The following is a 12581-nucleotide window of genomic DNA, read 5'->3' as shown; positions in this document are numbered from 1 at the left end:
TAAGCAGATTTCGGGTCCCCATCGTCTAGAGGCCTAGGACACTGCCCTTTCACGGCTGTAACAGGGGTTCGAATCCCCTTGGGGACGCCATCCTGATAATGAGTGAAAGACATTATCACCGAATATCGTAAAGATGACTTTAACGAGTCGTGTTTACGATATTGCTCTTTAACAATCCGGAACAAGCTGAAAATTGAAACGACGCAGCTGAACATTACCCGCGAGGGTAATGATTTTGTTGTGTCAGAGTCTCTCAAAAATTGCAATCCGAGACACTTTCGGGTTGTGAGGTTAAGCGACTAAGCGTACACGGTGGATGCCTAGGCAGTCAGAGGCGATGAAGGGCGTGCTAATCTGCGAAAAGCGTCGGCAAGGTGATATGAACCGTTACACCCGACGATACCCGAATGGGGAAACCCAGTGCAATACGTTGCACTATTTCATGGTGAATACATAGCCATGAAAGGCGAACCGGGGGAACTGAAACATCTCAGTACCCCGAGGAAAAGAAATCAACCGAGATTCCCCCAGTAGCGGCGAGCGAACGGGGAGGAGCCCAGAACCATCATCAGTTTGTGTGTCAGTGGAAGCGTCTGGAAAGTCGCGCAACAAAGGGTGATAGTCCCGTACACGAAGATGCACATGCTGTGAGTTCGATGAGTAGGGCGGGACACGAGATATCCTGTCTGAAGATGGGGGGACCATCCTCCAAGGCTAAATACTCCTGACTGACCGATAGTGAACCAGTACCGTGAGGGAAAGGCGAAAAGAACCCCGGCGAGGGGAGTGAAACAGAACCTGAAACCGTGTACGTACAAGCAGTGGGAGCCTTGATTTATCAGGGTGACTGCGTACCTTTTGTATAATGGGTCAGCGACTTATATTCTGTAGCAAGGTTAACCGCATAGGGGAGCCGTAGGGAAACCGAGTCTTAACTGGGCGTCAAGTTGCAGGGTATAGACCCGAAACCCGGTGATCTAGCCATGGGCAGGTTGAAGGTTGGGTAACACTAACTGGAGGACCGAACCGACTAATGTTGAAAAATTAGCGGATGACTTGTGGCTGGGGGTGAAAGGCCAATCAAACCGGGAGATAGCTGGTTCTCCCCGAAAGCTATTTAGGTAGCGCCTCGTGAACTCATCTGCGGGGGTAGAGCACTGTTTCGACTAGGGGGTCATCCCGACTTACCAACTCGATGCAAACTGCGAATACCGTAGAATGTAATCACGGGAGACACACGGCGGGTGCTAACGTCCGTCGTGAAGAGGGAAACAACCCAGACCGCCAGCTAAGGTCCCAAAGTCATGGTTAAGTGGGAAACGATGTGGGAAGGCCCAGACAGCCAGGATGTTGGCTTAGAAGCAGCCATCATTTAAAGAAAGCGTAATAGCTCACTGGTCGAGTCGGCCTGCGCGGAAGATGTAACGGGGCTAAACCATGCACCGAAGCTGCGGCAGCGAACGTATCACTTAAAACGCTTAACGTGACGGCGAAGCCGGCACGTTCAAGCCACAAAAACGTTGAGTCGGCCTGAGCGCTGACAGACGGCAAGGCGTTTTAAGGATACGTTCGTTGGGTAGGGGAGCGTTCTGTAAGCCGTAGAAGGTGGCCTGTGAGGGCTGCTGGAGGTATCAGAAGTGCGAATGCTGACATAAGTAACGATAATGCGGGTGAAAAACCCGCACGCCGGAAGACCAAGGGTTCCTGTCCAACGTTAATCGGGGCAGGGTGAGTCGACCCCTAAGGCGAGGCCGAAAGGCGTAGTCGATGGGAAACGGGTTAATATTCCCGTACTGGTTGTTACTGCGAAGGGGGGACGGAGAAAGCTAGGTTGGCCGGGCGACGGTAGTCCCGGTTTAAGCGTGAAGGTGGGTGTTTTTGGAAAATCCGGAACACCGTTAACACTGAGGCGTGACGACGAGTCACTACGGTGACGAAGTAACCGATGCTACGCTTCCAGGAAAAGCCTCTAAGCACCAGGTAACAGTCAATCGTACCCCAAACCGACACAGGTGGTCAGGTAGAGAATACTCAGGCGCTTGAGAGAACTCGGGTGAAGGAACTAGGCAAAATGGTGCCGTAACTTCGGGAGAAGGCACGCTGGATTTGGTGAAGTCCCTTGCGGATGGAGCTGAGACCAGTCGCAGATACCAGCTGGCTGCAACTGTTTAATAAAAACACAGCACTGTGCAAACACGAAAGTGGACGTATACGGTGTGACGCCTGCCCGGTGCCGGAAGGTTAATTGATGGGGTCAGCCTTAGGGCGAAGCTCTTGATCGAAGCCCCGGTAAACGGCGGCCGTAACTATAACGGTCCTAAGGTAGCGAAATTCCTTGTCGGGTAAGTTCCGACCTGCACGAATGGCGTAATGATGGCCAGGCTGTCTCCACCCGAGACTCAGTGAAATTGAACTCGCTGTGAAGATGCAGTGTACCCGCGGCAAGACGGAAAGACCCCGTGAACCTTTACTATAGCTTGACACTGAACCTTGAGCCTTGATGTGTAGGATAGGTGGGAGGCTGTGAAGCGTGGACGCCAGTCTGCGTGGAGCCGACCTTGAAATACCACCCTTTGATGTTTGATGTTCTAACGTGGGCCCGTAATCCGGGTTGCGGACAGTGTCTGGTGGGTAGTTTGACTGGGGCGGTCTCCTCCCAAAGCGTAACGGAGGAGCACGAAGGTTAGCTAATCCTGGTCGGACATCAGGAGGTTAGTGCAAAGGCATAAGCTAGCTTGACTGCGAGAGTGACGGCTCGAGCAGGTGCGAAAGCAGGTCTTAGTGATCCGGTGGTTCTGAATGGAAGGGCCATCGCTCAACGGATAAAAGGTACTCCGGGGATAACAGGCTGATACCGCCCAAGAGTTCATATCGACGGCGGTGTTTGGCACCTCGATGTCGGCTCATCACATCCTGGGGCTGAAGTAGGTCCCAAGGGTATGGCTGTTCGCCATTTAAAGTGGTACGCGAGCTGGGTTTAGAACGTCGTGAGACAGTTCGGTCCCTATCTGCCGTGGGCGTTGGAAGATTGAGAGGGGTTGCTCCTAGTACGAGAGGACCGGAGTGAACGCACCACTGGTGTACGGGTTGTGATGCCAATTGCATTGCCCGGTAGCTAAGTGCGGAAGAGATAACCGCTGAAAGCATCTAAGCGGGAAACTTGCCTCGAGATGAGTCTTCCCTGGGACTTCGAGTCCCCTGAAGGGCCGTTGAAGACGACGACGTAGATAGGCCGGGTGTGTAAGCGCAGCGATGCGTTGAGCTGACCGGTACTAATGACCCGAGAGGCTTAACCTTACAACACCGAAGGTGTTTTGAGAGTGACTCACAATATTCAGCTTGTTGACGGATTGAAGATTAAAATGTTTGCGTATAACGCGGACATCAAACAGCGCGGAGCGCTGGCCTGAAAAGGGAACAGACAAAATCGTCGGGAACGATTTTGTACGTCGCGTAGCGACGGCCCGAAGGGCGAGTCTCAGGAAGAGACGAGAAATTTGCCTGGCGGCGATAGCGCGGTGGTCCCACCTGACCCCATGCCGAACTCAGCAGTGAAACGCCGTAGCGCCGATGGTAGTGTGGGGTCTCCCCATGTGAGAGTAGGGAACTGCCAGGCATCAAACAGAACGGAAGGCCCAGTCGCAAGACTGGGCCTTTTGTTTTGCCTGTTGTTTGTCGGTAAGGTGCTCTTCAGTAGGACAAATCCGCCGGGAGCGGATTTGAACGGTGCGCAGCACCGGCCCGAAGGGCGGCCCACAGGGACGTGGGCCGTAAACTGCCAGGCATCAAACAAGTAGAAAGCCTCATGCGAAAGCATGGGGCTTTTTGCGTTGTGGAATGACGATGAATCGCGGTCGTTATTAAGATAAAACCACGCTACCATCCACTCTGGATCAGGTAGACTATGGCAATATCTGAGCTAAAGAGTACTCATACTATGACGAATAGTGTCATATCGCTAAAACCATATCATACCTTCGCATTACCTGTTTTCGCGTCGCAAGTCACCGTTGCCGATACGCAAGCGCAACTCATTGCTGGATGGCGTACAGCCCGTTTATCGCAACGCCCTGTTTTGCTGTTGGGGGAAGGAAGTAATATTCTTTTCCTGGAAGACTTTGCCGGAACGGTCCTGCTTAATCGTGTTAAAGGTATTGATGTTAAGGAAAATGCTGATGGATGGCATCTTCATATCGGCGCCGGTGAAAATTGGCACCGTCTGGTGCAGTACTCGCTCGAATTGGGGATGGCGGGTTTAGAGAATCTTGCGTTGATCCCAGGATGCGTTGGCTCCGCACCAATACAGAATATTGGTGCCTATGGCGTAGAGCTGAAGAGCGTATGTGAGTATGTCGATTTGTTAGATCTGAACCTTGGCACAGTAAAACGTCTTACTGCTTCCGAGTGCCAATTTGGTTACCGGGAAAGTATATTCAAACATCAATACAGGGATGGATTTGTCATCACCGCCGTTGGCTTGTTTTTGCATAAAAACTGGAATCCGGTATTAGGCTACGGTGATTTGAATAAGCTGGATGCGGCTACGGCCACACCTCGGCAAATATTCGATATGGTTTGCCATATGCGGCGTAGTAAATTGCCGGATCCAGCGGTTACCGGGAATGCGGGCAGTTTCTTTAAAAACCCGGTTATTACGGCGGAGCATGCTGCTGATATTTTGCAAAAATACCCAAGCGCTCCCCATTATTTACAACCAGATGGTCAGATAAAGCTGGCGGCCGGGTGGTTGATAGATCAGTGCCGCTTAAAAGGTTTTCAGGTGGGCGGCGCAGCGGTACACGACCAACAGGCACTAGTGCTGATTAATAAAGGCAACGCGACCAGCCAGGATATCGTCAATCTGGCACGCCATGTCCGCGGCCAGGTGGCTGAACGATTTGGTATCTGGCTGGAGCCAGAAGTTCGTTTTATTGCCGCCACTGGAGAGGTGGATGCTGTCGGGGTGTTATCATGAAGGATATTAAAGTTCCTCTCAGATTAATCAAGGTTCTGTCTGACGGCGGGTTTTACTCAGGGGAAGTACTGGGTGGAATGATGGGGATGAGCCGGGCGGCGATTAATAAACATATTCAGACTATCCGGGAGTGGGGGATAGATGTTTTTACCGTTACCGGGAAAGGATATTGCCTACCCGCACCGATGCAACTGCTGGATGAGAAACAGATCCTCGGCGCCTTGCCGGACGGTGGCGTCACGGTTTTGCCTGTGGTTGACTCAACCAATCAATATCTTCTGGACAGGTTGAATTCGTTATCCTGCGGGGATGCCTGTATTGCGGAGTACCAGCAGTCTGGGCGCGGTCGCCGGGGGCGTCAGTGGTTTTCTCCCTTTGGCGCCAATCTTTATTTATCACTGTATTGGCGTTTGGAACAAGGCCCGGCGGCGGCGGTCGGCGTCAGTCTGGTCATTGGGATCGTGATGGCCGAGGTGCTGCATAAGCTCGGCGCTGACGGGGTTCGTGTCAAATGGCCGAACGATCTCTATCTCAACGATCGCAAGCTGGCCGGTATTCTGGTTGAGTTAACGGGAAAAACCGGTGACGCGGCGCATTTGGTCATTGGTGTCGGTATCAATTTACGGATGCGTGAGCCTGCAGATAGAGTGATCGATCAGGGTTGGATCAACCTTCAGGAAGCGGGGATCGACGTCGATCGTAATACGCTGAGCGCGACGCTGATTTCAGAGCTTAGACGCGCGTTAGCCACCTTCGAGCAACAGGGGCTGGCGCCGTTTATTTCCCGATGGGAGCAGTTGGATAATTATTTTAACCGTCCGGTCAAATTGCTTATTGGTAATAGAGAAATACATGGGATTGAGCGAGGCATTGATAATCAGGGAGCGTTGTTACTGGAGAGTGATGGTGAATTGACACAGTATATTGGCGGAGAAATTTCGTTAAGAGGATTATAAAATAAGGGGGTGTTACTACCATCCCCTTATTTAAAGCGCCCATTTACTTCCTCAAACGGACGTATTCCACGGCATGATTGGCGCTTTTTGTCATAATAAGACTGGCTCTTTCACGCGTTGGCAGAATATTTTGCTTTAAATTAAGCCCGTTTATCTCTCGCCAAAGCTGTGAGGCGATATCGATGGCTTCTTGCTCCGGCAGCCTGGCGTAATTGTGAAAATAGGAGCTTGGATTGGAAAAGGCGCCCTGGCGGAATTTCAGGAAACGGTTGATATACCAGCTTTTTAATAGCTCTTCCGGCGCATCGACATAAATTGAAAAATCAACGAAGTCAGAGACAAAAACTCTGTGCGGGTCATGGGGATAATCCATGCCGCTCTGTAATACGTTTAACCCTTCCAATATCAAAATATCAGGCTGCTGTAGTACCTTATGGTGATTTGGCACAATATCATAGATTAGATGTGAATAAATCGGTGCTGTGACCCTGTCTGCGCCTGACTTAATAGCGGAAACAAAGTTCACCAAACTATGCATATCATAAGACTGGGGAAAGCCCTTTTTCTTCATCAGATTGCGATCTTTTAAAACTTTATTCGGATGAAGAAAGCCGTCGGTGGTGATGAGCTCCACGCTGCGATGTTCAGGCCAACGGCTGAGTAACGCCTGCAATACGCGCGCCGTGGTGCTTTTGCCGACGGCTACGCTGCCTGCAATACTGATGATATAAGGGATCTTCTGGCCATCAGTTCCCAGAAACTGCTCTAAGACCGCCTGTCGGCGCAGGTTTGAGTTGATATAGAAGTTAAGCAGGCGGGACAAGGGCAAATAAATTTCAGCGACTTCATCCAAGGATAGATCTTCATTAATCCCTTTCAGCTTGACTATCTCTTCTTCCGTCAGCGTTAGTGGGACAGAATCGCGCAAGGCGGCCCATTGGCGGCGATCAAATTGCAGATATGGCGTAGCCAAAGATTGCTCTCTATTTCTCATAAGTCTGATTCTGCCTGCTTATACAGGTAAGAAAGGGGATTTCAGCCCACCGATAAACGAGCAGCATAGTATAATCCGCTCGCCTCAGGCCGTAGAACCTTTTCTTGGTGTAATAGTTTTGATTAGGGGCAGGTTAACACTTTGCCGGTGAGAAAAAGAAGAGAAAATCAGTTTGCTACCCGGTGTCCCTAATAAAGTGACGCCGGGGATGGGCGTTAGCTGGCAAGCGCCCGCTCTACGTGATTCACCGCGAAGAGGCGCTTATAATAAATCGCGGTGGGGTGGTAATAGCCATCGGGCGTGCTGGCATAGTCGGGAAGTTCGCCTAAGTAGCGGTATCCCAGCGAGCGATAGAAGATCTCCGCAGGAGAGCCCGCCTGCGTATCCAGATAAAGTAACCCGCGTTGCTGCTGGAGGGCGGCCTTTTCCAGGTTTTGCATCAATCGCCTGCCGATGCCCATTCTCCTTGTCCGGCTGTGTACCAGCAATTTTTGGATCTCGGCTCGATTCTGTCCGTTGGATTTTTGACAGAGTTCTAACTGCACACTTCCGACCACTCCCTCCGCGTCGCGGGCGATCCACAGCATGCGCTCACCTTTGGCGATCGACGGGCGTAAGCCGTGAAAATAACTCTCCGCTGCCTCATGGGATAACGGGGTCTGAAATCCAACAGAGGCTCCTTTGGCGACCGCATCTATCAATAGATTGGCAAGCTCGCCGCGATAGACTGGCAGAGTGGCGACATTGAGGGATACGATTTTCATGATGAGTCTCCAGGCCGGTGAACATGCTTCAGATAAAGCAAAATTCGTTCCAATCAGCGATAACCGGCCGGATATGGGGAATCGCGGGCGTGGCGGTCAAAAAAAATGCATTCAGGCGGGGCGATTATCACTGTTTTGGTGCAACGGACCGGGTTGATATTTTATCCTTCAGCTATCCTGTGTTCGCCAGATTAGGCGTTTCTTTAGGCTAATTATTATTGCCGGTGTGGATCCAGGTTCAAATTTGGATAAAATCTAAGCGATAGTGCGTTTTGGGCAATTTTTTTGTTGCATAGGTCGTTCGGTCTACCTAGAATGCGCAGCACTTGATGCCGGCTTAGCTCAGTAGGTAGAGCAACTGACTTGTAATCAGTAGGTCGCCAGTTCGATTCCGGCAGCCGGCACCATCAAGTAGACAATCAGGTGGGGTTCCCGAGCGGCCAAAGGGAGCAGACTGTAAATCTGCCGTCACAGACTTCGAAGGTTCGAATCCTTCCCCCACCACCAAATTCAAGCCATGAAAAATGGCTGAACCGATGTGATAAGCAGCTTGTATCACGTTGGAGAAGGTGAGAACCTTCGACAGATTCAATCCTGGCGACAGGATAAAATCGATACGGTATGTAATACTAAGCCGGATCGAAGAATGCGGAGGGTAACGTTATTCTCCAATTTCAAAATCTACAGAAAAATCAGGTAGCCGAGTTCCAGGATGCGGGCATCGTATAATGGCTATTACCTCAGCCTTCCAAGCTGATGATGTGGGTTCGATTCCCACTGCCCGCTCCAAAGATGTGCTGATATAGCTCAGTTGGTAGAGCGCACCCTTGGTAAGGGTGAGGTCGGCAGTTCGAATCTGCCTATCAGCACCACTTCTTTATTCTTCCTCCTGATTTCTTTCTGTTAAAAAATTCAGCAAGCAAACCGCTTGGTTGATGTGGTGATACCACCGATTTATCCGTGTCTTAGAGGGACTATCGATGTCTAAAGAAAAATTTGAACGTACAAAACCGCACGTTAACGTCGGTACTATCGGCCACGTTGACCATGGTAAAACAACGCTGACTGCGGCTATCACCTCCGTGCTGGCTAAAACCTACGGCGGTTCCGCCCGCGCATTCGACCAGATCGATAACGCGCCGGAAGAAAAAGCCCGTGGTATCACCATCAACACCTCTCACGTTGAATACGATACCCCGACTCGCCACTACGCGCACGTTGACTGCCCGGGACACGCCGACTATGTGAAAAACATGATCACCGGCGCCGCGCAGATGGACGGCGCGATCCTGGTTGTTGCCGCCACTGACGGCCCGATGCCGCAGACCCGTGAGCACATCCTGCTGGGTCGCCAGGTAGGCGTTCCTTACATCATCGTGTTCCTGAACAAATGCGACATGGTTGATGATGAAGAGCTGCTGGAACTGGTTGAGATGGAAGTGCGCGAACTGCTGTCTCAGTACGACTTCCCGGGCGACGATACTCCAATCGTGCGTGGTTCCGCGCTGAAAGCGCTGGAAGGCGAAGCCGAGTGGGAAGCGAAAATCATCGAACTGGCCGGTCACCTGGATACCTACATCCCGGAACCTGAGCGTGCCATCGACAAGCCGTTCCTGCTGCCTATCGAAGACGTCTTCTCCATCTCCGGTCGCGGTACCGTTGTGACCGGTCGCGTAGAGCGCGGCATCGTCAAAGTCGGTGAAGAAGTTGAAATCGTCGGCATCAAAGATACCGCGAAATCCACCTGTACCGGCGTTGAAATGTTCCGCAAACTGCTGGACGAAGGCCGTGCGGGCGAGAACGTGGGCGTTCTGCTGCGCGGTATCAAGCGTGAAGAGATCGAACGCGGTCAGGTACTGGCTAAACCGGGCTCTATCAAACCTCACACTCAGTTCGAGTCTGAAGTTTATATCCTGTCCAAAGACGAAGGCGGCCGTCATACTCCGTTCTTCAAAGGCTACCGTCCGCAGTTCTACTTCCGTACCACTGACGTAACGGGCACCATCGAACTGCCGGAAGGCGTGGAAATGGTTATGCCGGGCGACAACGTCAAAATGGTCGTTACCCTGATCCACCCCATCGCGATGGACGACGGTCTGCGTTTCGCCATCCGTGAAGGCGGTCGTACCGTAGGCGCGGGCGTTGTTGCTAAAGTTATCGCTTAATTGCGGATAACGTTTGACGCGACACGCGATAAAAGGGCATCATTTGATGCCCTTTTTCTACGCTGTCATGCGGTAGAACCTATCTCATCAGCGATTATCGAATATAATCATTGGTGAGATAGGCTCTGTAGATACGGCGTAAATACCGAATTATTCGTTTACAGAACATCTTTCGGTTTGGTTTGCCCTGCGTTGCGGGGCAAAGTTATTTGTCTGAATCATTGTGACGGGTTGGTTTATGAGTGCGAATACCGAAGCTCAGGGGAGCGGGCGTGGCCTGGAAGCGATTAAGTGGCTGGTCGTAGCCGTATTGCTGGTAGTTGCGATTGTCGGCAACTATTACTACCGCGAGTTTAGCCTGCCGCTGCGCGCATTGGCGGTTGTTGTCCTGATTGCCGCCGCTGGTGGCGTGGCATTGCTGACCGCCAAAGGCAAAGCGACAGTGACGTTTGCTCGTGAAGCCCGTACCGAAGTACGCAAAGTCATTTGGCCGACTCGTCAGGAAACGTTACACACCACGTTAATCGTTGCCGCGGTTACTGCCGTGATGTCACTGATTTTGTGGGGGCTGGATGGTATTCTGGTCCGATTGGTATCGTTTATCACTGGCCTGAGGTTCTAAGATGTCTGAAGCCCCAAAAAAACGTTGGTACGTCGTTCAGGCGTTTTCCGGTTTTGAAGGCCGCGTGGCTCAGTCGCTGCGTGAGCATATCAAATTACATAACATGGAAGAGCTGTTCGGCGACGTCATGGTGCCGACGGAAGAAGTGGTTGAAATTCGCGGCGGCCAGCGCCGCAAAAGCGAACGTAAATTCTTCCCCGGTTACGTACTGGTACAGATGGTGATGGAAGATGCGAGCTGGCACCTGGTGCGCAGCGTGCCGCGCGTGATGGGTTTTATCGGCGGTACGTCCGACCGTCCGGCGCCGATCAGCGACAAAGAAGTTGACGCCATCATGAATCGCCTTCAGCAGGCGGGTGATAAGCCGCGTCCGAAAACCCTGTTTGAACCGGGTGAAATGGTGCGCGTCAGCGACGGCCCGTTCGCCGACTTCAACGGCGTGGTGGAAGAAGTGGATTACGAAAAAAGCCGCCTGAAAGTCTCCGTTTCGATCTTTGGTCGCGCCACCCCGGTGGAACTCGACTTCAGCCAGGTGGATAAAGGCTAAACATTTATCCGCATCGCTGAAACTGCCGCTTGTCTCTGGCGCGAAATTAATCTACAATTTCGCGCCTTTTGTTTTTAGGGTGCCTGACGGCATCTGAAACGTATTAAACCACGGGGAGCCTTTTGCAAGGCGCTATTACCCATTCGAGGAAAGTAAAATGGCCAAGAAAGTACAAGCCTACGTCAAGCTGCAGGTTGCGGCTGGTATGGCTAACCCGAGTCCACCGGTAGGTCCGGCTCTGGGTCAGCAGGGTGTCAACATCATGGAATTCTGTAAGGCGTTCAATGCTAAAACTGAAAGCATTGAAAAAGGCCTGCCGATCCCGGTTGTTATTACCGTTTATTCTGACCGTTCTTTCACCTTCGTTACCAAAACGCCTCCGGCAGCCGTGCTGTTGAAGAAAGCGGCGGGTATCAAGTCTGGTTCCGGCAAGCCGAACAAAGACAAAGTAGGTAAAGTGACGAGTGCTCAGATTCGTGAAATCGCAGAGACCAAAGCTGCGGACATGACTGGTTCTGACGTGGAAGCCATGGCGCGCTCCATCGAAGGCACTGCTCGTTCCATGGGCCTGGTAGTGGAGGGTTAATAAATGGCTAAGCTGACCAAGCGCATGCGCGTGATCCGTGACAAAGTTGATGCAACTAAACAGTACGACATCAACGAAGCTGTTGCCCTGCTCAAAGAGCTGGCCACTGCTAAATTCGTAGAAAGCGTGGACGTAGCCGTTAATCTCGGCATCGACGCGCGTAAATCCGACCAAAACGTTCGCGGCGCCACCGTTCTGCCGCACGGCACCGGTCGTTCCGTTCGCGTTGCCGTCTTCACCCAGGGCGCAAACGCCGAAGCCGCCAAAGCTGCCGGCGCTGAACTGGTGGGTATGGAAGATCTGGCCGATCAGATCAAGAAAGGCGAAATGAACTTCGACGTGGTTATCGCATCTCCGGATGCCATGCGCGTTGTCGGCCAGTTGGGCCAGGTTCTGGGGCCGCGCGGCCTGATGCCAAACCCGAAAGTTGGCACCGTAACCCCTAACGTTGCCGAAGCGGTTAAAAACGCCAAAGCGGGTCAGGTGCGTTATCGTAACGACAAAAACGGCATCATCCATACCACTATCGGTAAGGTTGATTTCGACTCAGACAAACTGAAGGAAAACCTGGAGTCTCTGCTGGTTGCGCTGAAAAAAGCCAAACCGTCTCAGGCGAAAGGCGTGTACATCAAGAAAGTCAGCCTGTCCACTACGATGGGTGCCGGCGTGGCGATCGACCAGAGCGGTCTGAACGCAGTCGCTGTCTGATAGCTTTTGTTTCGCTTTACTCGGGCGTGTGATTTACCTATAATCTTACGCCCGTTGTTCCGTTAGCGGAATGAAAGAAGAATTTTCGGTTGGAGCCTGGCCTATCCAGGCCTCCGTCCAAGACCGCAGGCGTCTTGCGAGAGACTTAATTTTCCTGCGTAGACGGTGACAGAGCCTGAAGAAATTTTTTATTATTTATACAAATAGTTAAAGAATGGTCTTTGCTGGATTCTGCTCACCGTGTTTCAACGCTTATTTCCGTTT

At 51.9% G+C, this 12581-nt stretch carries 9 protein-coding genes, 5 tRNA genes and 2 rRNA genes; 14 read left to right on the top strand and 2 right to left on the bottom strand.

Annotated features, from left to right (window positions below; translation table 11 throughout):
* Nucleotides 1–14 precede the first annotated feature (14 nt).
* From EH206_RS21265 to birA, 5 genes are all read left to right on the top strand, one after another.
* A tRNA-Glu gene (locus tag EH206_RS21265) sits at nt 15–90 on the top strand.
* A gap of 199 nt (nt 91–289) precedes the next feature.
* A 23S ribosomal RNA gene (locus EH206_RS21260) occupies nt 290–3297 on the top strand.
* Between the two features lie 203 nt (nt 3298–3500).
* A 5S ribosomal RNA gene (gene rrf, locus EH206_RS21255) occupies nt 3501–3616 on the top strand.
* 321 nt (nt 3617–3937) lie between these two features.
* Nucleotides 3938–4975 (top strand): UDP-N-acetylmuramate dehydrogenase, encoded by a 1038-nt coding sequence (murB, locus tag EH206_RS21250; RefSeq protein ID WP_009114826.1) that lies wholly within the window; start codon nt 3938–3940, stop codon nt 4973–4975.
* Complete coding sequence (gene birA / locus EH206_RS21245; RefSeq protein ID WP_009114825.1) at nt 4972–5931, top strand: bifunctional biotin--[acetyl-CoA-carboxylase] ligase/biotin operon repressor BirA; 960 nt, start codon at nt 4972–4974, stop codon at nt 5929–5931. The genes murB and birA overlap by 4 nt, the downstream gene beginning before the upstream one ends.
* Before the next feature lie 43 nt (nt 5932–5974).
* Here birA and coaA read toward each other — a convergent pair whose 3' ends face one another.
* The gene (gene coaA / locus EH206_RS21240; RefSeq protein ID WP_009114824.1) at nt 5975–6925 is read right to left on the bottom strand and encodes a type I pantothenate kinase; all 951 of its coding nucleotides are present in this window, start codon (nt 6923–6925) and stop codon (nt 5975–5977) included.
* Between the two features lie 215 nt (nt 6926–7140).
* Nucleotides 7141–7689: a GNAT family N-acetyltransferase gene (locus EH206_RS21235; RefSeq protein WP_009114823.1), complete on the bottom strand. Its 549-nt coding sequence runs from the start codon at nt 7687–7689 to the stop codon at nt 7141–7143.
* Nucleotides 7690–8020: 331 nt separating this feature from the next.
* On the opposite strand from EH206_RS21235, the gene EH206_RS21230 reads away from it, so the two are divergent.
* The 9 genes from EH206_RS21230 to rplA all read left to right on the top strand — a co-directional run bounded on the left by EH206_RS21230 (nt 8021) and on the right by rplA (nt 12317).
* Nucleotides 8021–8096: transfer RNA gene (locus tag EH206_RS21230), tRNA-Thr, on the top strand.
* 15 nt (nt 8097–8111) lie between these two features.
* Nucleotides 8112–8196 (top strand) — tRNA-Tyr (locus EH206_RS21225).
* A gap of 207 nt (nt 8197–8403) precedes the next feature.
* Nucleotides 8404–8478, top strand: a tRNA-Gly gene (locus EH206_RS21220).
* A gap of 7 nt (nt 8479–8485) precedes the next feature.
* Nucleotides 8486–8561, top strand: a tRNA-Thr gene (locus EH206_RS21215).
* A 108-nt stretch (nt 8562–8669) separates the two neighbouring features.
* Entirely contained in the window at nt 8670–9854 is a 1185-nt protein-coding gene (tuf, locus tag EH206_RS21210) for an elongation factor Tu (protein WP_009114822.1), read from the top strand.
* Nucleotides 9855–10092: 238 nt separating this feature from the next.
* On the top strand, nt 10093–10476 hold the full coding sequence (secE, locus tag EH206_RS21200) for a preprotein translocase subunit SecE (RefSeq protein WP_009114821.1): 384 nt from the start codon (nt 10093–10095) through the stop codon (nt 10474–10476).
* Between the two features lies 1 nt (nt 10477).
* On the top strand, nt 10478–11023 hold the full coding sequence (nusG, locus tag EH206_RS21195) for a transcription termination/antitermination protein NusG (protein ID WP_009114820.1): 546 nt from the start codon (nt 10478–10480) through the stop codon (nt 11021–11023).
* Nucleotides 11024–11180: 157 nt separating this feature from the next.
* Nucleotides 11181–11609 (top strand): 50S ribosomal protein L11, encoded by a 429-nt coding sequence (gene rplK / locus EH206_RS21190; RefSeq protein ID WP_009114819.1) that lies wholly within the window; start codon nt 11181–11183, stop codon nt 11607–11609.
* A gap of 3 nt (nt 11610–11612) precedes the next feature.
* Entirely contained in the window at nt 11613–12317 is a 705-nt protein-coding gene (gene rplA, locus EH206_RS21185) for a 50S ribosomal protein L1 (RefSeq protein WP_009114818.1), read from the top strand.
* Nucleotides 12318–12581 lie beyond the last annotated feature (264 nt).

The sequence above is a fragment of the Brenneria nigrifluens DSM 30175 = ATCC 13028 genome (assembly GCF_005484965.1).
In the GTDB taxonomy this organism is placed as follows: domain Bacteria; phylum Pseudomonadota; class Gammaproteobacteria; order Enterobacterales; family Enterobacteriaceae; genus Brenneria; species Brenneria nigrifluens.
This window is presented reverse-complemented; position numbering and strand designations above follow the sequence as displayed.

Bases quoted from the DNA above. Each gene is read 5' to 3' on its own strand.
- birA (WP_009114825.1), top strand. From the start codon at position 4,972: ATGAAGGATATTAAAGTTCCTCTCAGATTAATCAAGGTTCTGTCTGAC.
- coaA (WP_009114824.1), bottom strand. From the start codon at position 6,925: ATGAGAAATAGAGAGCAATCTTTGGCTACGCCATATCTGCAATTTGAT.
- nusG (WP_009114820.1), top strand. From the start codon at position 10,478: ATGTCTGAAGCCCCAAAAAAACGTTGGTACGTCGTTCAGGCGTTTTCC.
- murB (WP_009114826.1), top strand. From the start codon at position 3,938: ATGACGAATAGTGTCATATCGCTAAAACCATATCATACCTTCGCATTA.
- secE (WP_009114821.1), top strand. From the start codon at position 10,093: ATGAGTGCGAATACCGAAGCTCAGGGGAGCGGGCGTGGCCTGGAAGCG.
- EH206_RS21235 (WP_009114823.1), bottom strand. From the start codon at position 7,689: ATGAAAATCGTATCCCTCAATGTCGCCACTCTGCCAGTCTATCGCGGC.
- rplK (WP_009114819.1), top strand. From the start codon at position 11,181: ATGGCCAAGAAAGTACAAGCCTACGTCAAGCTGCAGGTTGCGGCTGGT.
- tuf (WP_009114822.1), top strand. From the start codon at position 8,670: ATGTCTAAAGAAAAATTTGAACGTACAAAACCGCACGTTAACGTCGGT.
- rplA (WP_009114818.1), top strand. From the start codon at position 11,613: ATGGCTAAGCTGACCAAGCGCATGCGCGTGATCCGTGACAAAGTTGAT.